Below are 26,505 nucleotides of genomic sequence, written 5' to 3' on the forward strand. Positions count from 1 at the left end.
TCCGTAATGACACAACTCACGGTGCCGGAATTTCAGCATCGCACGGTGCTGCTCGATGAAGCGGTCGATGCGCTCGACCTGACGGGCGACCGCGCGCACGGCATTTACGTCGATGGCACGTTTGGCCGCGGCGGCCATAGCCGCTTGATCCTGTCGCGCCTGGCGTCCGACGCGCGCCTGATCGGCTTCGACAAGGACTTGCAAGCCATCGCCACGGCCGAACAGATCGGCGACCCTCGCTTTGAAATCGTCCATGACAGCTTTGCCACCATGACGGCCAGCCTGGCCGAACGGGGCGTGCAGCAGGTGGACGGCATCCTGCTCGACCTGGGCATTTCGTCGCCGCAGGTCGACGACGCGGCGCGCGGTTTCAGCTTCCGTAACGACGGACCGCTGGACATGCGCATGGATACCACGCGCGGCATTTCCGCGGCCGAGTGGCTGGCGGTGGAAACCGAGCAGAATTTAGAGAAAGTGATACGCGATTATGGGGAAGAACGGTTTGCTTTTCAGATTGCAAAGGCGATTGTTGCTGGCCGGGCAGTCCAGCCAATTTCAAGCACACGACAGCTTGCCGGCATCGTGGCAGGCGCCGTCAAGACCCGCGAGAAGGGTAAGGACCCCGCTACCCGCACCTTTCAGGCAATCCGCATTTTCATTAACAAAGAGCTCGAGGATCTCGAGATCGGTCTGAACCAGGCATATGCCTGTCTGGCGCCCGGCGCGCGCATGGCCGTGATCAGTTTTCATTCGCTGGAAGACCGCATGGTCAAGCGTTTCTTCGCCTCGAAGGCGAACGTGGAGCAGCCTGACCGCCGCCTGCCGATCCGCGCGGTGGACTTGCCGCAGCCGGAAATGAAGCTGATTTCGAAGATGAAGCCGTCCGATGCCGAGATCGAGGGCAATCCCCGTTCGCGTTCGGCCGTGATGCGCGTGGCGCAGCGCCTGCCGCTGGCCGCCCCTGCAAACGGCGGCGCCCGATGACTGGCAAGCTGTGTGTCCTGCTGTCGGCCCTGCTGGTGTGCTGCGGCCTGTCGCTGGTGAACGCGCAGTACCAGTCGCGCCACCTGCTGATCGACCTGGAACGCGCGCAAGCGCTGTCGCGCCAGCTCGACATCGATTGGGCGCAACTGCAGCTGGACCAGTCCACTTTGGGCAAGCATGAGCGTATCGAATCGATCGCGCGGCGCGACCTGAGCATGACGCCGCTGACGGCGGCGCGTACGCAATACCTGACGGAGGGCGAATAATGAAGTTGGGCGGTAATAGCAACGGCCGGGTGGCGGCATCGAAAGGCGTGCCATTCTCGAAGAACCCCGTACTGGCGGTGCGTCTGCCCGTCTGGCGTTCGCGCGTCGTGCTGTTCCTGCTGTTCTTCGCTTTCGCCGGCCTGGGGGCGCGCGCCCTGTGGCTGCAGGGCGTGTCGACGCAGTTCCTGCAAAAGCAGGGTAAGGCGCGCTATGAGCGCACGCTGGAATTGCCGGCCACGCGCGGCAAGATCACCGACCGCAATGGCCAGGTGCTCGCTTCGTCCGTCCCCGTGAAAGCCATCTGGGCCATTCCCGACGACGTGCTGCAGGCGTCGCCAGAGAAAATCAATGCGCTGGCCGGCCTGCTGGAAATGAACGTCAACGAATTGCGCAAGAAGCTCGATTCGGACCGCAGCTTCGTTTACCTGAAACGCCAGGTCGAGATGGACGTGGCCGACAAGATTTCCAAGCTGGGCATCGACGGCATCGACGAGCGCAAGGAGTACAAGCGCTTCTATCCGCAGGGCGAAGTGATGACCCACGTGGTGGGCTTTACCAACGTGGAAGACGTGGGCCAGGAAAGCATGGAGCTGGCGCAGCAGAAAACCCTCGTCGGCACCACCGGCAGCCGCCGCGTGATCAAGGACCGCCTGGGCCACATCGTCGAAGACATCGGCTTCATCCATGAACCGCATGACGGCAAGGACCTGACCCTGTCCGTCGACAGCAAGATCCAGTACATCGCCTTCACGCAGCTGAAGGAAGCTGTGGAAAAATTCAACGCCAAGGCCGGCGGCGCCGTGGTGCTCGACGTGCATACGGGCGAAGTGCTGGCCCTGGCCAATTACCCCAGCTACGACCCGAACGACCGCCGCAAGCTCACGGGCCAGCAGCTGCGCAACCGCGTCATGACCGATACCTTCGAACCCGGTTCGACCCTGAAGCCGATCACGGTGTCGCTGGCGCTCGACACGGGCCGGGTCAAGCCGGGTACGCTGATCGACACGGGCCCGGGCCGCTACACGATCGCCGACCGCACGATTACCGACACCAAGCCGCACGGCGTGATCAACGTCTCCGAAATCATCGAGATGTCGTCGAACATCGGCACCTCGAAAATCGCGCTGGGCATGCCGTCGCAGGAAATGTGGGAAATGTTTACCAAGGTGGGCTTCGGCCAGCAGCCGAAATGGGGCTTCCCCGGCGCCGTGGCCGGCCGCGTGCGTCCGTATAAATCGTGGCGCCCGGTGGAACAGGCGACCATGAGCTATGGTAACGGCATTTCCGTGTCGCTGATCCAGCTGGCGCGCTCTTATATGATGTTCGCGCGCGACGGCGACACGATTCCCCTGTCGTTCCAGAAGGTCAATGAACTGCCCGTGGGTCAGCAGGTGATCAAGCCGAAGACGGCTGCCGAAATGCGCGCCATGCTCGAACTGGTGGTCTCCGGGGCGCACGGCTCGGCCAAGCGCGCCCAGGTCGCCGGCTACCGCGTGGGCGGCAAGACGGGTACCGCCTATAAAGTGGAAAACGGCCGCTACGCGATGCCGCGCAAATACATCGGCTCTTTCGTGGGCATGGTGCCGATGTCGGCGCCGCGCTTCATCATTGCCGTGATGATCGATGAACCGACCGGCCCGGCCCACTATGGCGGCCAGGTCGCCGCTCCCGCTTTCGCGGCGATTGCGACCAACGCGCTGCGCGCGATGAACGTGCCGCCCGATTCCTCCGTTACCGAAATCGTGGTCCCGGCCAATGCCGGCCCGGAGGCCATGTGAAGTCACTCATGACCATACAAGACATCAGTTTGTGGATCAAAACGGCTGCCCCGTCCGGGCAGCTGACGTCCGATTCGCGCCGCGTGCAGCGCGGCGACGTGTTTTTCGCCTATGCGGGCGCCACCGATTTCATCGCCGCCGCCATCGCGCAGGGCGCCGCCGCCATCGTGCATGACGCCGTGGAATGGAACGCCGCATGGAGCGTGCCGCACCTGCTGGTCAGCGACCTGAAACGCCGGGCCGGCCCCGTGGCGCATGCTTTCTACGACATGCCCGACAGCGCCATGTTCAGCGCCGGCGTGACGGGCACGAATGGCAAGACCTCGTGCGCCTTGTGGCTGGCGCAGGCCCTGGCGCGCCTGGGCGAAACGTCGTCCGTCATCGGGACGTTGGGCGTGGGCCTGTGCAAGCCGCGCGGCGTCATCGAATTCGACGTCACCGGCTACACTACGCCGGACGCCGTGCTGCTGGCGCGCAAGCTGGCCGCCATGCGTGACGCTGGCGCCAAGGCCGTCGCCATCGAAGTGTCGTCGATTGGCCTGGACCAGGACCGCGCGGCCGGCATGCATTTTGACGTCGCCATGTTTACCAATCTGACGCGCGACCACCTCGACTATCATGGCGACATGGCGGCCTACGAGGCGGCCAAGGTCAAGCTGTTCGACTGGCCCGGCCTGAAAACGGCCGTCATCAACCTGGACGACCCGATGGGCCTGCGCCTGGCGGCGCACGTGGACGGCAAGCTGGCGGGCGAGTATCCCGTCATCGGCTATACCTTGCAGGATGCGGCTGCCTTGCCCGACTTGCCTGGCGTGCTGATGCTGCGCGCCAGCCAGTTCCGCAGCCGCAATGCCGGCACCGACTTCCACCTGGAATGCGCACTGGGCGTGGCGCTGGTCAAGACGCAGCTGGTGGGCCACTTCAACATCAGCAACGCGTTGGCCGTGCTGGGCGCCTTGCTGGCGCACGGTACCGGCCTGCGCGCCGCCATCGACGGCATCGAATCCTTGCAGCCGGCCCCGGGCCGCATGCAGCAGGTGGGCGGCCAGGAAGCGCCGATGGTCGTCATCGATTACGCGCATACGCCGGACGCGCTGGAAAAGACCCTGGCCGCCTTGCGCCAGGTGGCGCAGGAACGGGGCGGCCAGCTGTGGTGCGTGTTTGGCTGCGGCGGCGACCGCGATCCGGGCAAGCGCCCGCAGATGGGCGCCATCGCACAGCTGGCCGATCACGTGCTCGTCACCAGCGACAATCCGCGCAGCGAAGACCCGCACGCCATCATCGCGCAGATCGTCGCCGGCATGCGCGCAGACGGCCCGCAGCCGCAGGCCATCGAGGACCGCGCCGCGGCCATCCTGTCGGCCATCAAGCACGCCGCCAAGCCGGACGTGATTCTGTTGGCGGGCAAGGGCCATGAACCGTACCAGGAAATCAAGGGCAAGAAACTGCCGTTCTCCGACGCCGACCATGCGCAGCTGGCCCTGTCCGCGCGCCTGACCATGATGAGGACGAACTGATGCGCGGTACCCTGACAGAACTGATGCCATCGCTGGGCGGCGCGCAGCTGATTGGCGACGCCGTTTTTGACGGTGTCTCCACCGACAGCCGCAGCGCCCAGGTCGGTTCGCTGTTCGTCGCCCTGCGCGGCGAGAGTTTCGACGCCCATGACTTCCTCGAGCAGGTGGCCGCCAGCGGCGTCGCCGCCGTGGTGGTCGAGCGCTTGCCCGAAGGCTGGGACAGCGGCAAGGTAGCGGCCATCGTGGTGCCCGATACCTTGGTCGCGCTGGGCCGCATCGCCAACCACTGGCGCGGCCGTTTTAATGTGCCCGTCATCGGTGTTACCGGCAGCAATGGCAAGACCACCGTCAAGGAGATGATTTCATCGATCCTGACGGCGGCCTTCGGCGAAGAAGCGCGCCTGGCCACGCGCGGTAACCTGAATAATGAAATCGGCGTGCCATTGACCCTGTTCCGTCTGAGCGAGCAGCACAAGGCGGCCGTCATCGAGATGGGCATGAACCATCCTGGCGAAATTGCACGCCTGGCCGCGATTGCCGCGCCGACCCTGGCGATGGTCAACAATGCGCAGCGCGAGCACCAGGAATTCATGCATACGGTCGAAGCGGTGGCGCGCGAAAACGGCGCCGCGCTGGCGGCATTGGCCGACGACGGCGTGGCAGTCTTCCCGCATGGCGATGAATTCACACCCCTGTGGCAGGAGCTGGCCGGCGCGCGCGCCGTCATCACCTTCGGGCTGTCGAAAGAGGCGGACGTCAGCTGCACGCACCGCGCCGCCGAGGATTTTGGCAGCGACATGTTCGTCAGCGTGCGTGCGCAGGACGGCGCCTTGCGCCAGTTTTTTGTAGGCTTGCAGGCAGCGGGCGAACACAATGTGCGCAATGCGCTGGCCGCGGCGGCATGCGCCGTGGGCGCCGGCATCGCCATCGAACATATCAAGCAGGGCCTGGAGGCGTTCGCGCCGGTGAACGGCCGCCTGCAGAAAAAACGTGCCGCCAACGGCGCCACCATCATCGACGACACGTATAACGCCAATCCGGATTCGGCGCGCGCGGCCATCGATGTACTGGCGCAGGCCGCGGCACCGCGCATCCTGGTGCTGGGCGAGATGGGCGAAGTCGGCACGCAGGGGCAGCAGTTCCACGAAGAGATCGGCGCCTACGCCGCCGCCAAAGGCATCGAACACGTGCTGGCGACGGGCGGCTTGGCGCGCCATCTGGTAAGTGCGGCGCAGGCAGCCGCCAGCCAGGAATCGGGCACGGTCGTGGAGTATTTCGAACAGTTCGACGGTTTGCTGGCGGCGCTCGATGCGCATTTGTCCGGCCGTTCGGATGCAACAGTATTAATCAAGGGCTCCCGCTTCATGAAGATGGAACGGGTCGTGCAGCATTTGATTGGTTCAAACAACAAAAACAAGGAAGCTCACTAATCATGCTGCTCTGGCTCGCTCATTATTTCCAGGACGACATTGGCCCATTGCGGGTCTTTAACTTCATCACTTTCCGCGCCGTCTTCGCCACCTTGACGGCGATTTTGATCGGCCTGTGCGCCGGCCCCGCCGTGATCCGCATGCTCACGCGCATGAAGGTCGGCCAGGCCGTGCGCACGGACGGCCCGCAAACGCATCTGAAAAAACACGGCACGCCTACCATGGGCGGTGTGCTGATCCTTATCGCCATCGGCATTTCCACCTTGCTGTGGGCCGACCTGTCGAACCGCTTCATCTGGCCGGTTTTGATCGTCACCTTGGGCTTTGGCGCCGTCGGCTGGGCTGACGACTACCGCAAGGTGGTGCACCAGGACCCGGAAGGCATGCGCTCGCGCGAAAAATACTTCTGGCAGTCGCTGATCGGCATCGTCGCCGCGTTTTACCTGGCTTTTTCCGTCTCCGTCTCGGAACCGGATGCCGGCCACGTGTGGAACCTGATCTACGCCTGGGTGCAGTCCGGCTTCGCCATGGACCTGCCGCCGAAGGCCGACCTGATCGTCCCGTTCTTCAAGACCATCAGCTATCCACTTGGCGTGTGGGGTTTCATCGCGCTGACCTATTGCGTCATCGTCGGCACCAGCAACGCCGTCAACTTCACGGACGGTCTCGATGGCCTGGCCATCATGCCGACCGTGATGGTGGGCACGGCCCTGGGCCTGTTCGCCTACCTGACGGGTAACGCCACGTATGCGCGCTACCTGTTCATCCCGCACATTCCGGGCGCCGGCGAACTGGTGATCTTCTGCGGCGCGCTGGCCGGCTCCGGCCTGGCCTTCCTCTGGTATAACACGCACCCCGCCAAAGTGTTCATGGGCGACGTGGGCGCACTGGCACTGGGCGGCGCACTGGGCACCATCGCCGTCATCGTGCGCCAGGAAATCGTCCTGTTCATCATGGGCGGCATCTTCGTCGTCGAAACGCTGTCCGTGATCATCCAGGTCGTCTGGTTCAAGTACACCAAGAAGCGCTATGGCGCTGGCCGCCGCATCTTCCTGATGGCGCCGTTGCATCACCATTTTGAACAAAAAGGCTGGAAGGAGACGCAGGTAGTCGTGCGTTTCTGGATCATCACCATGATGCTGGTGCTGCTCGGCCTGACCACCTTGAAGCTGCGCTGATGATGTACGACGCTAAAACCGCACTGGTACTGGGCCTCGGCGAATCGGGGCTGGCGATGGCCCTGTGGCTGGCCCGCAGCGGTGCTTGCGTGCGCGTGGCCGATACGCGCGTGCTGCCCGAGCGCCTGGCCGCGTTGCAGGCCGCCGTGCCGCAGGCGCAATTCATCGCCGGCGCCTTCACGGCCGACCTGCTTGACGGCGTCGATTTCGTTGCCGTCAGCCCTGGCCTGGCGCCGGGTCGCGAACTGGCGCAGATTGCGCCTGCCGCGGCTGAAAAAAATATCCCCGTGTGGGGCGAGATCGAACTGTTCGCGCAAGCCCTGGCCGCGCTCAAGGCAGAACGCGGCTATACGCCGAAAGTCATCGCCATCACGGGCACGAATGGCAAGACGACCGTCACCAGCCTGGTGGGCCTGCTGTGCGAACGCGCGGGCCTGGCCACGCGCGTGGCCGGCAATATCAGCCCGGCCGCGCTGGACGTGCTGCGCGAAGTGCTCGATGCCGAACCCGCGCCGCAGCCGGTGGATGCGGACGCTGAAGTGGCGGAACCCGTCGCCAGTACCTTGCCGCAAGCGTGGATACTCGAGTTGTCCAGTTTTCAGCTGCACACGACGTTCAGCCTGCAGGCCGATGCGGCCACGGTCCTGAATCTGTCGCAGGATCACCTGGACTGGCATGGCGACATGGCCGCGTATGCCAAGGACAAGGCGCGCATCTTCGGCGACCAGACCGTGCGCATCCTGAACCGCGACGATGCGGCCGTGATGCGCATGGCCGATCCGCTGGCCGAGACGGTCACCTTCGGCACGGGCGAGCCGGCGGAAGTGGACAGCTTTGGCCTGGTCAACGAGCGGGGCATCTTCTGGCTGGCGCAAGCCGTGCCCAGCGAAGAAGTGATCGAGAAAAAACGCAAGAAGAACGATCCGGCGCCGGAACCGGTGCCGACGTTGGCCAAGAAACTGATGCCGGCCGATGCGCTGAAAATCCGCGGCCAGCACAATGCCTCGAATGCGCTGGCGGCGCTGGCCCTGTGCCGCGCCATCGGCTTGCCATTTGCGCCGCTGCTGCACGGCTTGCGCGAATACCAGGGGGAGCCGCACCGCGTGGAGCTGATCACGGCCGTGGGCGAAGTCGAATACTACGACGACAGCAAGGGCACGAATGTGGGCGCGACAGTGGCCGCGTTGTCCGGCCTGGGCAAGGCGTTTGGCGGCGCGGAACAGCGCCTGGTGCTGATCGCCGGCGGCGACGGCAAGGGGCAGGATTTCTCGCCGCTGGCCGAGCCCGTGTCACGCTACGTGCGCGCCGTGGTGCTGATCGGACGCGACGCGCCTGCCTTGCGCGCGGCGCTCCAGCCGGCCGGCGTGGACATCGTCGACTGCGCCACCTTGCCGGAAGCCGTCAAGCACGCCAGCAGCCTGGCGCAGGCCGGCGATGCCGTGCTGCTGTCGCCCGCGTGCGCGAGCCTGGACATGTTCAAGAACTATGCGCACCGCGCGCAGGTGTTTGTCGACGCCGTGCGCGACATCGCTCTGGAAAACGGACAGGATATCTGATGGCCTTCCAACTGCCTTTCCGCTTTGGTTCCGGCTCGGCTGCCAAGCCGCTGGATAGCCGCGCGCGGCAGTCGAAGATGATGGACTATGACAAGCCGCTGGTGTGGGTCGTCCTGCTGCTCATGTTGCTGGGCATGGTGATGGTGTATTCGGCGTCGATCTCGCTGTCGGACGCGCGCAAGTTCGCCGCCTATACGAACAATTATTTCGTCGTGCGTCAGGCGCTGTTCATCGGCGTGTCGATCATCGTCGGCGCGATGGTGTTCCGCATCCCCGTCGCCACCTGGCAAAAGATCGCGCCGTGGCTGTTCATCGGCACCCTGGTGCTGCTGGTGATGGTGCTGATACCGGGCCTGGGCGTGTCGGTCAACGGCGGTCGCCGCTGGCTGAATTTGCCGGGCCTGCGGCCGCAGCCGTCCGAGCTGATGAAGGTGGTGATGGTGCTGTACGCGGCCGACTACACGGTGCGCAAGCAGGAATACATGCACAAGCTGACCAAGGGCTTCATGCCGATGGCGCTGGCTGTGAGCTTCGTCGGCTTGCTGCTGCTGATGGAACCCGATCTGGGCGCCTTCGGCGTGATCGTCTGCATCGCCATGGGCATCCTGTTCCTGGGCGGCGTCAACGCCATCTGGTTCGGCGGCATCGGCGCCATGCTGACGGCGATCTTCGTCACCATCATCGCCCTGTCGAAATTCCGCCGCGAGCGGTTTTTTGCGTATCTCGATCCGTGGCAGGAAGACAATGCGCTGAACAAGGCCTACCAGCTGACGCATTCGCTGATCGCCTTCGGGCGCGGCGAGCTGTTTGGCGTGGGCCTGGGCGGCAGCGTGGAAAAACTGCATTACCTGCCCGAAGCGCATACGGACTTTTTGCTGGCCGTGATCGGCGAGGAACTGGGCCTGGTGGGCGTGCTGGTCGTGATCGGCATGTTCTACTGGATTATCAAGCGCGCCTTCGACATCGGCCGCCAGGCGATCGCCATCGACCAGACCTTTGCCGGCCTGACGGCAAAGGGCATCGCCATCTGGATCGGCGTGCAGACCTTCATCAACATGGGCGTGAACCTGGGCCTGCTGCCGACCAAGGGCCTGACCTTGCCCTTGATGAGTTATGGCGGCACGGGCGTACTGATTAACTGTATCGGCCTGGCGATTTTGCTGCGCATCGATTACGAAAACCGGATCCTGATGCGCGGAGGCCGGCTATGAACAACGTGACGAATTTGAAAACGACGAAAAGACTGATGATCATGGCGGCCGGCACCGGCGGCCATATCTTCCCGGGCCTGGCGATTGCGCAGACGATGCGCGCGCGGGGCTGGGAAGTGAGCTGGCTGGGCACGACCCATGGCATGGAGCAGGAACTGGTACCGAAAAGCGGCATTCCCATGGATGCCATCGCGTTCTCGGGCATGCGCGGCAAGGGTCTGGCGCACACCATCCAGGGCGGCTTCAAGATGCTGGCCAGCTTCTTTGCCATCCGCCGTTTCATCGCCAGCCGCAAGCCGGACGTGGTGATGGGCATGGGCGGCTACGTCACCGTGCCGGGCGGCCTGATGGCGCGCCTGAAGGGCGTGCCGCTGGTGCTGGTCAATGCCGACGCGGCGCTGCTGTTGTCGAACAAGACCCTGGTGCCGCTGGCGCAGCAGGTGTGCTTTGGTTTCCCTGCCGATTTCGGCAGCGCCGCCGGCAAGGCCGTCGTCACGGGCAATCCCGTGCGCGCGGAGATCCTCGCCATGGCGCCGCCAGCCTCTCGTTTCGCGGGACGGAGCGGACCGTTGCGCATCCTGGTGGTGGGCGGCAGCCTGGGCGCGAAAGCGCTGAACGACAGCCTGCCCGCCGCGCTGGCGCTGATGCCGGAGGGTCAACGCCCGCTGGTGACGCACCAGTCGGGCAAGAAGAATATCGACGCCCTGCATGCCGCGTATCCGCAGGCGGGCGTGCAAGCCAATGTGGTTGACTTCATCGACGACATGGCCAGGGCGTATACCGAGGCCGACCTGGTGATTTGCCGCGCGGGCGCGATCACCCTGTCGGAATTGACGGCGGCCGGCGTGGCCAGCGTGCTCGTGCCGCTGGTGGCATCGACCACCAGCCACCAGCGCGACAACGCGCAATGGATGGCAAAACAAGGCGCGGCGATTCATCTGCCGCAGACGGAAATGAGTGCGGCGTCGCTGAGCACCCTGCTGGCGTCCTTGACGCGCGATACCTGCCAGCAGATGGCGCAGGCGGCACTGGCAGCAGGCAAGCGCGACGCCAATGAGGCGATCGCACACGTATTGGAAAAACTGGCATGAGGTTAGCTCTGTGAAGCATAAAGTAAATAATATCCACTTTGTCGGCATTGGCGGCAGCGGCATGAGCGGCATCGCCGAAGTGCTGGTCAACCTCGGCTACAAGGTGTCGGGCTCCGACCTGGGCAGCAATGCGGCGACGCAGCGCCTGGCGAGCCTGGGCGCGACCGTCATGCTCGGCCACGCGGCCGAGAACATCGGCGACGCCGATGCGGTAGTGACGTCGGGCGCCGTCCCGCAAGACAATCCCGAAGTGGCGGCCGCGCGCGCGCGCAAGATCCCGCTGGTGCCGCGCGCCGTGATGCTCGGCGAGTTGATGCGCCTGAAACGCGGCATCGCCATCGCCGGCACGCACGGCAAGACGACGACCACCAGCCTGGTCGCCTCCGTGCTGGCGCAGGGCGGTCTCGATCCGACTTTCGTCATCGGCGGACGCCTGACCAGCGCCGGCGCGAACGCCAAGCTGGGCTCGGGCGACTACCTGGTGGCCGAAGCCGATGAATCGGATGCCTCGTTCCTGAACCTGACGCCGATGATCGAAGTGATCACGAATATCGACGCCGATCACATGGACACCTACGAGCACGATTTCGAGAAACTCAAGCAGGCCTTCGTGCAGTTCACGCACCGCTTGCCTTTCTATGGCCGCGCCATGCTGTGCATTGACGATCCGCACGTGCGCGCCATCATCCCGTCCGTCACCAAGCCCGTCACCACCTACGGTTTCGCGGAAGACGCGCAGGTGCGCGCCATCAACGCGCGCGCCGTGGGCCTGGAAATGCACTTCACCGTGCTGCAGGAAGGTTATCCGGACCTGGACGTGGTGCTGAACCAGCCCGGCATGCACAATGTGCAGAATGCCTGCTCGGCGATCGCCATCGCGCGCGAAATCGGCATCGCCGACGGCGCCACGCAGCAAGGCCTGGCCGAGTTTTCCGGCGTGGGCCGCCGCTTTACCCGCTATGGCGACGTGGCGCTGCCGAACGGCGGCAGCTTCGCGCTGGTCGACGATTTCGGCCACCATCCGGTGGAAACGGAAGTGACCCTGGCCGCCGCGCGCGCTGCCTATCCGGGCCGCCGCCTGGTGCTGGCATTCCAGCCGCACCGCTACAGCCGCACGCGCGACCTGTTCGAGGATTTCGTCAAGGTGCTGGGCGCACCCGACATGCTGCTGCTGTCCGAAGTGTATGCGGCGGGCGAAGCGCCTATAGTCGCCGCCGACGGCCGCGCACTGGCGCATGCGCTGCGCGCACGCGGCAAGATCGAACCGATTTTCGTCGAGTCCATGACGGACATGGCCGACACCATCATGAGCGTGGCGCGCGACGGCGACGTCGTGCTGACCATGGGAGCCGGCTCGATCAGCGGCATCCCGCAACAACTGACAACGTATCCATCCAACACTGTAAAGGCCTGATGTGAACCAAGCTTCAGCTATCGACGTAAAACAATTGGGCAAGGTCGGCGTCCTGTTCGGCGGCCGTTCGGCCGAGCGCGAAGTGTCGCTGATGTCCGGCGCGGGCGTGCTGGCCGCTTTGAAAAGCCATGGCGTGGATGCGCATGGTTTCGACACGGGCGAACGCAGCCTGGCCGAACTGGCCGCTGAGAAGTTTGACCGCGTCTTCATCGCGCTGCACGGCCGCTTCGGCGAAGACGGCAGCCTGCAGGGCGCGCTGGAACAGCTGGGCATCCCGTACACGGGCAGCGGCGTGATGGCGTGCTCGGTGGGCATGGACAAGGTCTATACCAAGATGATCTGGCTGATGCACGAGCTGCCGACGCCGAAGTATGCGGTGCTGGACGATAGCTCCGACCTGGCCAAGGTGGCCGCGGAACTGGGCTTGCCGCTGATCGTCAAGCCGCCGCATGAAGGCTCAAGCATCGGCATCACGACGGTCAATGAGGCGTCGGCCTTCCAGGCGGCCTACGACATCGCCGCCGGTCTCGATGATTCGGTGCTGGCCGAGGAATTCATCAAGGGCCGCGAATTCACCGTGGCGATCCTGGGCAAGGGCGCCGCGGCGCGCGCGCTGCCGCCGATCGAAATCGTCGCGCCGCAAGGCAATTACGATTACCAGAACAAGTACTTCACGGACGATACGCAGTATTTCTGCCCGCCGCAGCTGGACCCGGCCATCATCGCCGAGATGGAACGCATCGCCCTGGCCGCGTACCGCGCCCTCGGCTGTGAAGGCTGGGGACGGGTCGATGTGCTGATGCGCGCGGCCGACAGCAAGCTGTTTTTGCTGGAGGTCAATACCTCGCCAGGCATGACCGGTCACTCGCTCGTGCCGATGGCGGCGCGCGCGGAAGGCACCAGCTATGAAGACCTGTGCCTGGAAATCGTTTCCGGCGCAAGTCTGAAAATGCACAAGGGACAGCGCTGATATGTGGCATGACGCTAAAAGCCTCAATACGACTGCCAACGGCTTGCTGGCCGCGGTTCTGGTCGTGTGCGTGGCCGCCGGCGTCTGGTGGGTGTCGCAGCGTCCCATGTTCGACCTGCGCACGATCAAGGTGGAAAGCGCGGACGACAAGGGCCTGCGCCACGTGAATTACCTGACCCTGCGCAGCGGCACCCTTGGCCGCATCAAGGGCAATTTCTTCACGACCAACCTGGAAAGCGTGCGCGGCGTGTTCGAATCGGTGCCCTGGGTGCGCCGTGCCAGCGTGCGGCGCGAGTGGCCGAACCAGCTGATCGTGGCGCTGGAAGAACATGAAGCACTGGGCACCTGGGGCGAGGATGGACGCCTGCTGTCGGTCAAGGGCGACGTGTTTACCGCCAATGTGGCCGAAGCCGAAGACGACCATGAATTGCCTGCGTTTGCCGGCCCCGATGGCAGCGAAAAGGAAGTACTGGCCACCTATGTGCAGCTGGCAAAGTGGTTTTCGCCGTTGAAGATGGTGCCTGAATCGCTGTCGCTGTCGAGCCGCTATGCGTGGACCGTGAAACTGGATAACGGCATGAGCGTGGCGCTGGGGCGCGAGCAGAATCATACGACCCTGAAGGCGCGGGTGGACCGCCTGGTGGGCATCTACCCGCAGCTGGCGAGCCGGCTGGAGAATATCGACACGATCGATATGCGCTACCAGAATGGCCTGGCGCTCAGTTCCGCCGGCCTGGTGATACCGGCCGAAGGCAAGGATGGCAAGCCAGTGTTGAAGAAGAAAAACAGTAGTCCGATTAAAAAACCGACTTAACTCAATAATTTTAATTTATAGCCCATACAGTAGGCGACAGAAATGACAAAAGACGCGAAAAACCTGATCGTCGGCCTCGACATCGGCACCTCGAAAGTGGTGGCGGTGGTAGCCGAAGTGATGTCCGACGGGCGCCACGAAGTGATCGGGCTGGGCCAGCACGAATCGAAGGGCCTGAAAAAGGGCGTGGTGGTCAATATCGAGGCCACGGTGGAGTCCATCCAGCGCGCGCTGGAAGAGGCCGAGCTGATGGCCGACTGCAAGATCCGCAATGTGTACGCGGGCATTGCGGGCAGCCATATCCGCAGCTTCAATTCCAGCGGCATGGTGGCCATCAAGGACAAGGAAGTGACGGCGACCGACGTGGCGCGCGTCATCGAGACGGCAAAAGCGGTTAACATTCCGACCGATCAGCAATTGCTGCACACGGTGCCGCAGGAGTTCATCGTCGATAGCCAGGAAGATGTGCGCGAGCCTATCGGCATGAGCGGCATCCGCCTGGAGGTGAAGGTGCATATCGTCACCGGCGCCGTGTCGGCGGTGCAGAACATCGTCAAGTGCGTGCGCCGCTGCGGCCTGGAAGTGTCGGACCTGATCCTGCAGCCTATGGCCTCCGCCGATGCGGTGCTCACGCCCGACGAGAAGGAACTGGGCGTGGTGCTGATCGACATCGGCGGCGGCACGACCGATGTGGCGGTATTCTCCGATGGCGCGATCCGCCATACGGCAGTCATTCCCATCGCCGGCGACCAGATCACCAACGACATCGCCATGGCCTTGCGTACCCCGACCGCGGAAGCGGAAGAAATCAAGATCCGCTATGGCGTGGCCAAGCAGGTCCTGGCCGACCCCGGCGAATCGCTGGAAGTGCCTGGCCTGGGCGACCGCGGCCCGCGCAACCTGTCGCGCCAGGCGCTGGCGGCAGTGATCGAGCCGAGGGTCGAGGAGCTGTTCGCGATGGTGCATCAGGTGGTGCGCGAATCCGGCTACGAAGGCGTGCTGTCGTCGGGCATCGTGCTCACGGGCGGCACGTCCATCATGCCCGGCATGGTGGAAATGGCGGAAGACATCTTCCTGAAACCGGCGCGCCTGGGCACGCCCGAGTATCGGGGTCAGCTGGCCGACGTGGTGCGCAGTCCGCGCTATGCCACGGTATTGGGCCTGCTGCTGGAAGCGAAGAAGCAATACCTGCGCGGCCACATCGTGACGCGTCAGGACGGCTCGGTGAAGGCAGTCTGGCAGCGCATGAAGGAATGGTTTTTAGGGAATTTTTAAGGGCGTACTTCAGGCCCGGCAGTACAGGTTTTTTGGCAGCATCGCAGGTACACACACATAACTTTATTTTATATTTAACCGCAGTTTTCAATCTCCAGTTCTCCTACCTATATGAGGCCTGGCGCTTGGAAACCGCATCTGATAGGAGCACATCATGGAGTTCGATATGGTCGATAACACAGCTTTAGGTACCGTCATCAAGGTCGTCGGCGTCGGCGGTGCGGGTGGCAATGCAGTCCAACACATGATCAACAAAGGCATGTCGGGCGTGGAGTTCATTGCCGCCAACACCGACGCACAGGCCCTGTCGACATCGAAGGCCCACAACATCATCCAGATCGGCGACACGGGTCTGGGCGCCGGCATGAAGCCTGCCGTCGGCCGCCAGCTGGCCGAAGAATCGCGCACACGCATCGCCGATTCGCTGCGCGGCGCGCACATGGTCTTCATCGCCGCCGGCATGGGCGGCGGCACGGGCACGGGGGCCGCTCCTATCGTGGCCGAAGTGGCAAAGGAACTGGGCGCGCTGACGGTAGCGGTGGTTTCCAAGCCATTCTCGTACGAAGGCCAGAAGTGCATGGACATCGCCGACGAAGGCCTGGAGCAGTTGTCCCTGCACGTCGATTCGCTGATCATCATCCTCAATGAAAAACTGGAAGAGATCTACGAAGACGAAAGCATGCTGGAATGGATGCAGCACGCCGATGATGTGCTCAACAACGCGGTGGCTGGCATTGCCGAAATCATCAACGTGCCTGGCCATATCAACGTCGACTTCAACGACGTGAAAACCATCATGGGCGAGCAGGGCAAGGCCATGATGGGCACGGCGACGGCGTCCGGCGTCGACCGCGCGCGCATCGCCGCCGAACAGGCTGTCGCTTCGCCGCTGCTCGACGGCATTGATTTGTCTGGCGCGCGTGGCGTGCTGGTCAACGTCACGGCCAGCCGTGGCTTGAAGGGTAAGGAGATCAAGGAAGTCATGGCTGCCGTGCGCGCGTTTGCCGCGCCGGACGCGTCGATCGCGCAAGGTATCGCCTACGACGACGCCATGGGCGACGATATCCGCGTTACCGTGGTGGCCACGGGCCTGGGCCGCGCGAAGAAAAACATCCAGCTGGTACCGCAGCAAGTGCTGCGCACCGGCACCCACAACAGCCCGCTGACACCGTCGGCTGCCATGGGTAGCGCGCAAGCGGCGGCGACGACGGTTGGCGTGGCCACGCCGGCAGCCGGCTTCGACGGCATGAAGGCACCAGCCGTATGGCGCCGCGAATCGGCTTCCGAGCAAGTGCGCGCGATGGAAAAGAATGGCATGGAAACGTACGATATTCCCGCCTTCCTGCGCAAGCAAGCTGACTAAGGTGGTTTGATGTATGCACGGATGACGGCGGCCTGAGGGTCGCCGTTTTTTTTGCCGTTTTTTGACTTTTGGCTTTGCCTTTCCGGCCGTTTTCTGCACAAATACGGCAAGTCAGGCATACTATCGCGCAGTGTCGGCATCATGCCGGCAGAACCAGATCACGGGCGCTGTCCGCTCCATGGAGCGGGCGGCGCCCTTAACCGACAGTACACAAGGAGTCAACATGACTATCAAGATCGGCGACACCCTGCCAGAAGGCACCCTGGCTGAATTCATCGAAAGCGAAACCGAAGGTTGCGCACTGGGCCCGAACACGTTCAACGTGCAAGACCTGGTCAAGGGCAAGAAGATCGCCATCTTCGGCCTGCCAGGCGCCTACACCCCGACCTGCTCCGCACAGCACGTGCCAGGCTACGTGCAGCACGCTGCCGACCTGAAAGCCAAGGGCGTCGATGAAATCTGGTGCATCTCCGTCAACGACGCGTTCGTGATGGGCGCCTGGGGCCGCGACCAGAAAGCCACCGGCGTCGTACGCATGATGGCTGACGGCAACGCCGCCTACAGCAAGGCCCTGGGCCTGGACGCCGATTTTTCCAAGCACGGCATGGGCACGCGCTCGCAACGCTACTCGATGCTGGTCGACAATGGCGTCGTGACGCAATTGAACGTCGAGCAGGGCGGCAAGTTTGAAGTGTCGAATGCGGAAACCTTGCTGGGCCAACTGGCTTAAGTCCCTGAGAAAAAGTCCATGGCGGCGTTGCACTGCCTTGACGTACTACTCGTACTGCCTGCGGCAATGCGCCTTGCCCTGAACATTTTTCAGGGACTTGTCCTTTTTTGACGTAAAAACGGCGCCATCGGCGCCGTTTTTTTTATTGCACCTGCGGTTTTGTCGCCTCGAACATGGCCGCATCGATGCTGAACGAATAATCGTCCTGCAGCGCGAAATACTTGCGCGCTTCCTCTGGCGCGCCATCGAACAGGTTACGGATGGCCGCCACTCTTTCGTTCGGCGTGCGCATGCGCGCCACCCACTCGTCGAACTGCATGGTCAGTTTCCACACGCTGCGCAAGCTGTGCGTAAAGCCCGCGTTGTCAAACTTGGCACCCCATTCGCAGGTGCGGTAGTCGCGCACGTGCGAGGCGTCGCGCAGCATTTCCACCGCCTGCAAGGTGCTGTCGTACAGCGCCGTTTTCGGCGCCACGATATCGACCACCAATAACGTGCCGTTCGGGCGCAGCACGCGCCACGCTTCGGCCAGGGCGCCCGCCACGTCGTTCCAGTGGTGCGCGGAAAAGCGCGTGACGACCATGTCGAAGCTGGCGTCTGCAAACGGCAGGCGGGCGACGTCGCCCTGTTGCGTGCTGATGTTATGCAAGCCGCGCTGCGCCCTGGCGTGGTCCACCACGTCGAGCATGGGCTGCGCCAGGTCGTAGGCGACGACGGATGCCGCCACGGGAGCGACGGCGAAGCTGGCGTGGCCGGCGCCGCAGCCCAGGTCCAGTACCGCCGACTGGCCATGGCGGCGCGCGCATTCCTGCATCAGCACCAGGTCGGCCCCTTGCGCGTGGACCGCGCTGCTCAGGTAGGCATTGGCCGTCTTGCCAAACTGTTCGGTAACGACATCGTGCTGCTGCATGGTTTTCTCCTGTGGATGGGTGAGTTCCTGCAGAATAAGGATAAAATTATCCTGTAACAAGACCATAACTTATACTGGTATATCTACTACCATGCATCTGTCTCATGTCGAACAAACTCGCTGAATTCATCCGTGCCCGGCGCGAAGCCGTTACCCCCGCCATGGCTGGCTTGCCCGGCGGCGGACGCCGGCGCACGCCGGGCTTGCGGCGTGAGGAACTGGCGCAATTGTGCGACGTCAGTCCCACCTGGCTGACGTGGCTGGAGCAGGGGCGGCCCGTGTCGGCGTCGGCGAAGATGCTGGCGCGTCTGGCGCAGGTGCTGCAGCTGAGCACGGCCGAGCGCGCCTATCTGTTCGAGGTGGCCGACAAGCATGACCCCAGCCATGGCACAGGCGAGGCCGGTGGGCCTGCCAGCGCCGAGCTGGCGGCCATCGTTGCCGCCATCGGCACCCCCGCGTACATCCTCGACCGGGAATGGAACGCCGTGGCGTGGAACGGGGCGGCGTCCACCTTGTTCACGGGCTGGCTGCATGGCGGGCAGGCCGCGCCGAACCAGCTGCGCTTCATGTTTCTGGAACCTGGCGCGCGCGACCTGATCGTCGGCTGGCCCGAGCGGGCGCAGCGGCTGGTGGCGGAGTTTCGTGCCGATATCGGCCGCCAGGCGGACCAGGCGCCGCTGGCCGGCCTGATCGCGGAGCTGGCCGACGCCAGCCCCGAATTTCGCCAGTGGTGGGGCGCGCAGCAGGTGCAGGGGCGCGACGGGGGCTTGCGCCGCTTCCAGCATGCGCAACAGGGCGCGCTCAGCTTCAATCAGGTCACCTTGCACCTGGCGCGCCAGCATGAATTGAAACTGGTGATGCTGTTGCCTGTGTCATAAGGTAAAACAGCCGCGCTTGCTATAATCGGGCTGACCGCCTGGCCCGGCCTTTCCAGGCCATGCTGTCCTGGCTCCGGCCGTCGCCATGATGACGGTCTCGCTCTTTTGCCAGGAGTCTGTCCTGTTACCCCGCAATCAAAACCTGCGCAGCATCTATGTGATGCTGGTCGCCGTCGCCATGTTTTCCCTGATGGACACGGCCATGAAGCTGTTGTCCGCGCATTATCCGCCCATGCAGGTGACGGCCTTGCGCGCCCTGTCGTCCTTGCCGCTCGTCTGCCTGTACCTGCTGTACCGTGGCGCCTTCAAGAATGTGCTGAAGGTGCGCTGGCCGCTGCACTTGCTGCGCGGCGCGCTGGGCGTGTTGATGATTACGCTGTTTGCCTATGGCTTGAAGCGCATGTCGCTGGCCGAGACGTATGCGCTGTTCTTCGTTGCCCCCTTGATCATCACGGTCCTGTCGGTTTTTATTCTGAAGGAAAAAGTTGACGTCGCGCGCTGGTGCGCCATCGCCGTGGGCCTGCTGGGCGTGCTGGTGGCGCTGCGCCCCGACGGTTCGGGATTCTTCTCGCTGGCCGGGCTGGCCGTACTGGGCTCGGCCGCCTGTTACGCCATTTCCGCCGTCACGGGCCGTATCCTGAGCCGCACGGATGCCAGCGAAAGCATGGTCTTCTGGCTGATGGTGATGATGGCCATCGGCGGCGTGGCCCTGTCGGCGCATGAGTGGGTGGGCATCCGCCGCGAAGACTGGTGGCTGCTGGCGGGCTTGTCGCTGAGCGGCTTCCTGGGCCAGCTGGCCATCACGGAGGCTTTTCGTTTTGGCAAGGCGTCCAGTGTGGCGCCGTTCGAATACTCGGCCCTGGCCTGGGGCATGGCCTTGGACTGGATGCTGTGGCGCGCCTTGCCCGACGAATACACGCTGATCGGCGCGGCCATCATCATCGGCAGCGGTATTTACCTCGTGCGCAGGGAGGCTGTCCACGCCGAGAGCGAGCATCCTTAAGAAACGGCTGTGGTATTTCTGGCGTGGACCATGCCGCGCCGCAACGAAAATCCGGCAAATAGATATAATCGACAGATGTTAAAACAACGCACCATCAAACAACAGGTCCGCACCATCGGTGTCGGTTTGCACTCCGGCACCAAGGTCGAACTGACCTTGCGTCCCGCCGCGATCGACACGGGCATCGTGTTTCGCCGCATCGACCTCGATCCCATCGTCGAGTTTCCCGCCAGCGCCATGGCCGTGGGCGATACGCGCATGGCTTCCGTACTGATCAAGGACGGCGCCAGGGTTTCCACGGTGGAACATCTGATGTCGGCCGCTGCCGGTCTGGGCGTCGACAATATGTACATCGACGTGAATGCGGAAGAAATTCCCATCATGGACGGTTCCGCCTCGTCCTTCGTCTACCTGCTGCAGCAAGCCGGGGTGGAAGAGCAGCAGGCGCCGAAGAAATTCATCAAGGTCATCAAGCCCGTGGAAGTGCGTCAAGGCAAGGGCGACGCGGAAAAATGGGCGCGCTTGTCGCCGTACGACGGCTTCAAGCTTGATTTCTTCATCGAATTCAACCACCCGGCCGTCGATGGCACGATGCAGCGCGCTTCCGTCGACTTCGGCGACGTGTCCTACGTGCACGACGTGGCGCGCGCGCGCACCTTCGGTTTCATGCAGGACGTGGAAAGCTTGCGCGGCATGGGTCTGGCCCGAGGCGGCTCGCTGGAAAACGCCATCGTGATGGACGAGTACCGCATCTTGAATGCCGATGGCCTGCGCTACGAAGACGAGTTCGTGCGTCACAAGATCCTCGACGCCATCGGCGACCTGTATCTGGTGGGCCATCCCTTGCTCGCCTACTACACGGCGCACAAGTCCGGCCACGCGCTGAACAACCAGCTGCTGCTGGCGCTGCTGGAGCAGCCCGATGCGTATGAAATTGTCTCGTTCGCCACGAACGAGGCGGCGCCGCAATCGTATCTGCGGCAGATGGAGCGCGAGTGGTCCCTGACCTGATCTGAGCGACACCTCATTAAACCTACTGCGCGTCGGTATAGGCGGCCTGCGATGCTCACCGTACCTTCGTACGGTTGCGCTTCTTAGCCACCTCTCCCTTCCGCTCGCTACGGTTTTCTGAGGTGTCAAAATGTTGCCGGGCAGTCTTAATCTTTTGGTTCGCGGTGGTGGCGCACTAAACTGCGCAGCGCCGCGATCAATTGCTCGTTCTGCTTCGATGGCGGCAATGCCGTGCTCAGCTCTTCCAGGGCCGACATGGCCTTTTCCGGCAAGACCAGCGCCCGCGTATGCACGATGGGCGCGATGCTCTTGATGACTTGCACTTTCAGCTTGATGCCTGCAATTTGCCAGCCCTTTCTTTCCAGCTCCCCTTGCAACTTCGGCAATTGCTGCTTGAGCTTGGCCGCCAGCGCCGCGTTCGGCGTGGCCAGCACCAGTTGGCCGCTCTCGAATTGCAGGATGTCGCAATGCTCGAACATCGCCGGCAAGGCTTTGGCGCAGTCTTTTTGCAGGGCGGCCAGGCGCGTGACGGTGGGCATCAGGGAAGCCATCGTGGCGTTGCCGCGCAGAAAATCGGTTGCCCCCGTCGCGGCGGGGCCGGAACGGGCAAAGCCGTAGCCGCGGCGCGGCGCCGGAGAATAAGTGGGAGTTCGCATGGCCGAAACATAGCACACTCGCCCGCGCATGACGAGTGCGGCGGCGAGTGCGGCGGCGGGTGCGGTGCAGGCGGGTGGGCCGCATTGCCTTACAGTATGGGAAATGTCCGCAATTTCTGCCGTTTGTTTGTCATTAAGCTATTGTTATATGGTGCATTACCCCAACCTTGGCGGGAACGCATGATAAAATCATCGTCTTTTGCCATAGTCGAACTCCGTGCGGTCACGCGATTGTTACCTCGCTGTCAGCTACCGAGCTTTTTTTAACGGCGTTTTTTCAAGAATTCAAGCATGTCATTACTGACCCAGATTTTCGGTAGCCGCAACCAGCGGCTGCTCAAGCAATACCAAAAAACGGTACGCGAGATCAATGCGCTCGAGCCGGCCATCGAAAAGCTGTCGGATGCCGAGCTGCAAGCGAAGACGCCTGCCTTCAAGGAACGCATCGCCGCTGGCGAATCGCTCGATGCCTTGTTGCCGGAAGCCTTTGCCGTTTGCCGCGAGGCCAGCAAGCGCGTCCTGCGCATGCGCCATTTCGATGTGCAGATGATCGGCGGCATGGTCTTGCATTTCGGCAAGATCGCGGAGATGGGCACGGGCGAGGGCAAGACCCTGATGGCAACCTTGCCAGCCTACCTGAATGCCCTGTCGGGCAAGGGCGTGCATATCGTCACCGTCAATGATTACCTGGCGCAGCGCGATGCCGAGACCATGGGCCGCCTGTATGCGTGGCTGGGCCTGTCGACGGGCGTGAACATGTCGCAGATGGAGCACAGTGCCAAGCAGCAGGCGTACAACTCCGACATCACGTATGGCACGAACAATGAATTCGGTTTCGACTTCTTGCGCGACAACATGGTCTACGAAGCGCGCGAGCGCGTGCAGCGCAGCCTGAACTTCGGCATCGTCGATGAAGTCGACTCGATCCTGATCGATGAAGCGCGTACGCCGCTGATCATTTCTGGTCAGGCCGAGAACCATACCGACCTGTATTACAAGATCAATGAAGTGCCTGCGCGCCTGACCTTGCAGATCGGCGAAGAAACGCCGGACGGCAAGGGCAAGGTTGAAGTGCCGGGCGACTACACCAAGGATGAAAAAGCGCACCAGGTGCTGCTGACGGAAGCGGGCCATGAAAAGGCCGAAGGCATCCTGATGGAGATGGGCCTGCTGCCGGAAGGCGCCTCGCTGTACGACTCTGCCAACATCACCCTCGTGCACCACCTGTACGCGGCACTGCGCGCGCACGCGCTGTACTTCAAGGATCAGCACTATGTGGTGCAGAACAATGAAGTGGTGATCGTCGATGAATTCACGGGCCGTCTGATGACGGGCCGCCGCTGGTCCGATGGCTTGCACCAGGCCGTCGAAGCGAAAGAAGGCGTCAAGATCCAGAACGAGAACCAGACCCTGGCCTCGATCACCTTCCAGAACTACTTCCGCATGTACGCCAAGCTGGCCGGCATGACCGGTACGGCCGATACCGAAGCGTACGAATTCCAGGAAATCTACGGCCTGGAAACGGTCGTGATTCCGCAAAACCGTCCGCTGCAGCGCAAGGACCGCCAGGATCAGGTCTACAAATCGTCGGCGGAAAAATACAACGCGATGTTGAACGACATCCGCGACTGCTACGAGCGCGGCCAGCCCGTGCTGGTAGGGACGACCTCGATCGAGAACTCGGAACTGCTGTCGGGCATCCTGACCAAGGCCGGTTTGCCGCACAACGTGCTGAACGCGAAGCAGCATGCGCGCGAAGCGGAAATCATCGCCCAGGCAGGCCGTCCGAAAGCCATCACCATCGCCACCAACATGGCTGGCCGCGGTACGGACATCGTGTTGGGCGGTAACGTCGAAAATCAGATCAAGTTCATCGAAGCCAATGCTGAACTGAGCGACGCCGACAAGGCAGCCCAGTCGCAGACCTTGCGCGATGAGTGGCAGTCGCTGCACGACCACGTGGTCAATGCGGGCGGCTTGCACATCATCGGCACCGAACGCCACGAATCGCGCCGCGTTGACAATCAGCTGCGTGGCCGTGCCGGCCGCCAGGGCGATCCGGGTTCCTCGCGCTTCTACCTGTCGCTCGACGACGCGCTGCTGCGCATCTTCGCCGGCGACCGCGTGCGCGCCGTGATGGACCGTTTGAAAATGCCGGAAGGCGAACCGATCGAGGCAGGCATCGTCTCGCGTTCGATCGAATCGGCCCAGCGCAAGGTCGAAGCGCGCAACTTTGACATCCGCAAGCAATTGCTGGAATACGATGACGTCGCCAACGACCAGCGCAAGGTCATCTACCAGCAACGTAACGAGCTGCTGGAAACGACCGATATTTCCGAGATGATCGGCTCGCTGCGCCATGGCGTGTTCACCGACCTGGTGCACGAGTACGTGCCGCGCGAATCGGTGGAAGAGCAGTGGGATATCAAGGGCCTGGAAAATACCCTGTCGAGCGAATGGCAGCTCGACTTGCCGCTGCAGCAAATGCTGGAAGCCGATTCGACCTTGACGGACGAAGAGATCCTGGACAAAGTGCTGGCCGCGGCCGATGCCGTGTACCAGTCGAAGATCGATATCGTCGGCAAGGAATCGTTTGGCGGCTTCGAGCGCAATGTCATGCTGCAAAGCGTGGACAGCCACTGGCGCGAACACCTGGCGGCGCTCGATCACCTGCGCCAGGGTATTCACCTGCGCGGTTATGCGCAGAAGAACCCGAAACAGGAATACAAGCGCGAAGCGTTTGAACTGTTTGGCCAGATGCTCGACATGATCAAGAACGACGTCACGAAACACGTGATGACGGTGCGTATCCAGTCGCGCGAAGAAGTCGATGCGGCCGAACAGGCGATGCAGCAGTCGCACGTGGAAAACGTGCACTACCAGCACGCCGAATTCGACCCGAACGCGGCGCCGGAAGAACTGCTGGCGCCGACGGCTGGCGACAGCAACGACCAGTATGTCGACGACATGAGCGTGAGCATGGGCGTCAAGGTCGGCCGCAACGACCCATGTCCTTGCGGCAGCGGCAAGAAGTACAAGGCTTGCCACGGCAAGCTGGCTTAAGCGCGGTTTGTCAGCGTGAACAAAAAACGGAGACCGCGGTCTCCGTTTTTTTATGTCCGGCATACCGTGCCAGGTCCTGCTCAGGGAAAGGCCCAGTATTGCGGCGCCTGCGAGGGAATGCCTTTCAAGCCGCCACGGTTCCTGGCCCGTTGCCCCGTCTTGATCATGGTGGCGATATCGGTCAGCAGGACGCGGTTGCTGGCGAAGTAATCGTGTCCCATGAAATTCATGATGACGGCCGAGGCATCGACGAGTTCCATGCCGGGTATGCTGACGACAGGGCCGCGGATGTCGCCTATCCCGTCCCAGTCGGCAAAATTGTAGGAAGCGCGGATGGCCTTGTCGTTCGCGGACGCGTACAGGGTGGCGGGAAGCTTGAGGCTGGCAAAACGGGGAGCGATCTGCTCGCGGAAGATATCGGCATTGATGTCCGGCGCCGCCAGCACCACCTGCTTGAACAGGGGCCGCAGCTCGGGGCGCTTTTCCAGCAGGTTGGCCAGCGCCACGGTCATCGGGCGGTTGCCCATGCTGTGGGCGATGATGTAGATATCGGTGGCGGAAGCGTGCTCGGCGAAGTCGGCCAGGAAGGCTTGCAGGTGCGCCTGCGTCCATTCGGCGGCGTTTTCATCAAACTCATAGCCTGTCAGGGTGCCTTTTGATGGCCAGCTGTAGAACACGGGCAGGGCGCCGATATCGAGGTCGACCGCCATCTGCGCCGTGCGCCGGGCGGCGTCATCAAACGAGTTGCTGTAGCCGTGGATGTAGATGAAGGCGGCGTGCCGTTCCGGGGCGGCCCGTATCCTGGCCTTGACGGTGGCGAGAAAATCCGCGCGCGACAGGCGCGTGGTTCCCTTGATCAGCACATATTTTTGCGCATTGTTGCTGGCAAGGATGGCGTACCAGGGCGGCAGCGGCAGTTCGCCCGGCGCTCTTTTTTCCGGGATGCTCACCACGACGCTGCCGTAGCTCAGGTAGGGCGCCACGCGGTTGGGCTGCCAGCCGTAATTGTGGCTGCTGGCCTGGTATTGCCTGTCGGTAGCGTAATACACGGTGACGTGCATGGCGCCGGGGGGCGCAGTCTTGTTGTCGGACGTCAGCGTGCCGCCGCCGCCGATGCTGCCGGCCAGGTTGCCGAGGTTGCCCAGCAAGCCACCCGTGCCCGACCATGCGCTGCCCCACGGCTTGGTGGGTGCTGGCTGCGGTACGGCGGCTGGAGGTGGAACTTCGACCGCAGGCGGCGTTTCGGACGCCTGTTCAGTGACGCGTGCGCTAGTGCCATCTGCCGCGCCATCTTGCACCGTACAGGCCGTCAACCACGCCAGCAGGCAAAGCAGGCATAACAGACGCGACAGGCATGACAGACCTGCATCGCTGCACCGCATCCGGTTTGACTGACCCTGCGCCATG

General features: G+C 63.0%; 22 protein-coding genes. 19 read left to right on the forward strand and 3 right to left on the reverse strand.

Features of this window, described 5'->3' with window-relative positions:
* Window positions 1-6: 6 nt before the first annotated feature.
* From rsmH to AC1RJW_RS25945, 15 genes are all read left to right on the forward strand, one after another.
* Window positions 7-984, forward strand: a complete 978-nt coding sequence (gene rsmH, locus AC1RJW_RS25875) for a 16S rRNA (cytosine(1402)-N(4))-methyltransferase RsmH (RefSeq protein WP_493047454.1) — start codon at window positions 7-9, stop codon at window positions 982-984.
* Window positions 981-1,250 carry a cell division protein FtsL gene (gene ftsL, locus AC1RJW_RS25880; protein WP_326458273.1) on the forward strand — a complete coding sequence of 90 codons (270 nt, stop codon included), beginning with the start codon at window positions 981-983 and terminating at the stop codon, window positions 1,248-1,250. The genes rsmH and ftsL overlap by 4 nt, the downstream gene beginning before the upstream one ends.
* Window positions 1,250-3,028 (forward strand): peptidoglycan D,D-transpeptidase FtsI family protein, encoded by a 1,779-nt coding sequence (locus AC1RJW_RS25885; RefSeq protein WP_034748891.1) that lies wholly within the window; start codon window positions 1,250-1,252, stop codon window positions 3,026-3,028. Before ftsL ends, AC1RJW_RS25885 begins: the two co-directional genes overlap by 1 nt.
* Before the next feature lie 8 nt (window positions 3,029-3,036).
* The gene (locus AC1RJW_RS25890) at window positions 3,037-4,545 is read left to right on the forward strand and encodes a UDP-N-acetylmuramoyl-L-alanyl-D-glutamate--2,6-diaminopimelate ligase (protein ID WP_493047455.1); all 1,509 of its coding nucleotides are present in this window, start codon (window positions 3,037-3,039) and stop codon (window positions 4,543-4,545) included.
* The gene (locus AC1RJW_RS25895) at window positions 4,545-5,975 is read left to right on the forward strand and encodes a UDP-N-acetylmuramoyl-tripeptide--D-alanyl-D-alanine ligase (protein ID WP_493047456.1); all 1,431 of its coding nucleotides are present in this window, start codon (window positions 4,545-4,547) and stop codon (window positions 5,973-5,975) included. The genes AC1RJW_RS25890 and AC1RJW_RS25895 overlap by 1 nt, the downstream gene beginning before the upstream one ends.
* A 2-nt stretch (window positions 5,976-5,977) precedes the next feature.
* On the forward strand, window positions 5,978-7,153 hold the full coding sequence (mraY, locus tag AC1RJW_RS25900) for a phospho-N-acetylmuramoyl-pentapeptide-transferase (RefSeq protein ID WP_493047457.1): 1,176 nt from the start codon (window positions 5,978-5,980) through the stop codon (window positions 7,151-7,153).
* Complete coding sequence (gene murD, locus AC1RJW_RS25905) at window positions 7,153-8,709, forward strand: UDP-N-acetylmuramoyl-L-alanine--D-glutamate ligase (protein WP_493047458.1); 1,557 nt, start codon at window positions 7,153-7,155, stop codon at window positions 8,707-8,709. Before mraY ends, murD begins: the two co-directional genes overlap by 1 nt.
* Window positions 8,709-9,920, forward strand: a complete 1,212-nt coding sequence (gene ftsW / locus AC1RJW_RS25910; protein WP_326458277.1) for a putative lipid II flippase FtsW — start codon at window positions 8,709-8,711, stop codon at window positions 9,918-9,920. The genes murD and ftsW overlap by 1 nt, the downstream gene beginning before the upstream one ends.
* Window positions 9,917-11,011, forward strand: coding sequence for an undecaprenyldiphospho-muramoylpentapeptide beta-N-acetylglucosaminyltransferase (murG, locus tag AC1RJW_RS25915; RefSeq protein ID WP_493047459.1), 1,095 nt, complete (start codon window positions 9,917-9,919; stop codon window positions 11,009-11,011). Before ftsW ends, murG begins: the two co-directional genes overlap by 4 nt.
* A gap of 10 nt (window positions 11,012-11,021) precedes the next feature.
* Window positions 11,022-12,425 carry a UDP-N-acetylmuramate--L-alanine ligase gene (murC, locus tag AC1RJW_RS25920; protein ID WP_493047460.1) on the forward strand — a complete coding sequence of 468 codons (1,404 nt, stop codon included), beginning with the start codon at window positions 11,022-11,024 and terminating at the stop codon, window positions 12,423-12,425.
* A gap of 1 nt (window position 12,426) precedes the next feature.
* Complete coding sequence (locus AC1RJW_RS25925) at window positions 12,427-13,395, forward strand: D-alanine--D-alanine ligase (RefSeq protein WP_070222483.1); 969 nt, start codon at window positions 12,427-12,429, stop codon at window positions 13,393-13,395.
* Window position 13,396: 1 nt separating this feature from the next.
* Window positions 13,397-14,209 carry a cell division protein FtsQ/DivIB gene (locus AC1RJW_RS25930; RefSeq protein ID WP_493047461.1) on the forward strand — a complete coding sequence of 271 codons (813 nt, stop codon included), beginning with the start codon at window positions 13,397-13,399 and terminating at the stop codon, window positions 14,207-14,209.
* Window positions 14,210-14,251: 42 nt separating this feature from the next.
* Window positions 14,252-15,484, forward strand: a complete 1,233-nt coding sequence (gene ftsA, locus AC1RJW_RS25935) for a cell division protein FtsA (RefSeq protein ID WP_010394955.1) — start codon at window positions 14,252-14,254, stop codon at window positions 15,482-15,484.
* A gap of 154 nt (window positions 15,485-15,638) precedes the next feature.
* The gene (gene ftsZ, locus AC1RJW_RS25940) at window positions 15,639-16,847 is read left to right on the forward strand and encodes a cell division protein FtsZ (RefSeq protein WP_475413897.1); all 1,209 of its coding nucleotides are present in this window, start codon (window positions 15,639-15,641) and stop codon (window positions 16,845-16,847) included.
* A 223-nt stretch (window positions 16,848-17,070) separates the two neighbouring features.
* Window positions 17,071-17,577, forward strand: coding sequence for a peroxiredoxin (locus AC1RJW_RS25945; protein ID WP_058050716.1), 507 nt, complete (start codon window positions 17,071-17,073; stop codon window positions 17,575-17,577).
* A 142-nt stretch (window positions 17,578-17,719) separates the two neighbouring features.
* On the opposite strand, the gene AC1RJW_RS25950 is transcribed toward AC1RJW_RS25945, so the two are convergent.
* Entirely contained in the window at window positions 17,720-18,487 is a 768-nt protein-coding gene (locus tag AC1RJW_RS25950) for a class I SAM-dependent methyltransferase (protein ID WP_493047462.1), read from the reverse strand.
* A 104-nt stretch (window positions 18,488-18,591) separates the two neighbouring features.
* On the opposite strand from AC1RJW_RS25950, the gene AC1RJW_RS25955 reads away from it, so the two are divergent.
* The 3 genes from AC1RJW_RS25955 (at window position 18,592) to lpxC (ending at window position 21,379) form a co-directional block, all read left to right on the forward strand.
* Window positions 18,592-19,365: a helix-turn-helix transcriptional regulator gene (locus AC1RJW_RS25955; RefSeq protein ID WP_493047463.1), complete on the forward strand. Its 774-nt coding sequence runs from the start codon at window positions 18,592-18,594 to the stop codon at window positions 19,363-19,365.
* Between the two features lie 160 nt (window positions 19,366-19,525).
* The gene (locus AC1RJW_RS25960; protein ID WP_326458310.1) at window positions 19,526-20,368 is read left to right on the forward strand and encodes a DMT family transporter; all 843 of its coding nucleotides are present in this window, start codon (window positions 19,526-19,528) and stop codon (window positions 20,366-20,368) included.
* A 75-nt stretch (window positions 20,369-20,443) separates the two neighbouring features.
* Window positions 20,444-21,379, forward strand: a complete 936-nt coding sequence (gene lpxC, locus AC1RJW_RS25965) for a UDP-3-O-acyl-N-acetylglucosamine deacetylase (RefSeq protein WP_493047465.1) — start codon at window positions 20,444-20,446, stop codon at window positions 21,377-21,379.
* Between the two features lie 146 nt (window positions 21,380-21,525).
* On the opposite strand, the gene AC1RJW_RS25970 is transcribed toward lpxC, so the two are convergent.
* Window positions 21,526-22,035, reverse strand: coding sequence for a DciA family protein (locus AC1RJW_RS25970; protein WP_493047466.1), 510 nt, complete (start codon window positions 22,033-22,035; stop codon window positions 21,526-21,528).
* A 291-nt stretch (window positions 22,036-22,326) separates the two neighbouring features.
* Here AC1RJW_RS25970 and secA point away from each other — a divergent pair, with 291 nt between their 5' ends.
* The gene (gene secA / locus AC1RJW_RS25975) at window positions 22,327-25,098 is read left to right on the forward strand and encodes a preprotein translocase subunit SecA (RefSeq protein WP_493047468.1); all 2,772 of its coding nucleotides are present in this window, start codon (window positions 22,327-22,329) and stop codon (window positions 25,096-25,098) included.
* An 80-nt stretch (window positions 25,099-25,178) separates the two neighbouring features.
* On the opposite strand, the gene AC1RJW_RS25980 is transcribed toward secA, so the two are convergent.
* A complete protein-coding gene (locus AC1RJW_RS25980; protein ID WP_493047469.1) occupies window positions 25,179-26,411 on the reverse strand; it encodes an alpha/beta hydrolase in 1,233 nt (410 codons plus the stop codon).
* Between the last annotated feature and the right edge of the window lie 94 nt (window positions 26,412-26,505).

It is taken from the genome of Janthinobacterium sp. GW822-FHT07A03, from assembly GCF_058798815.1.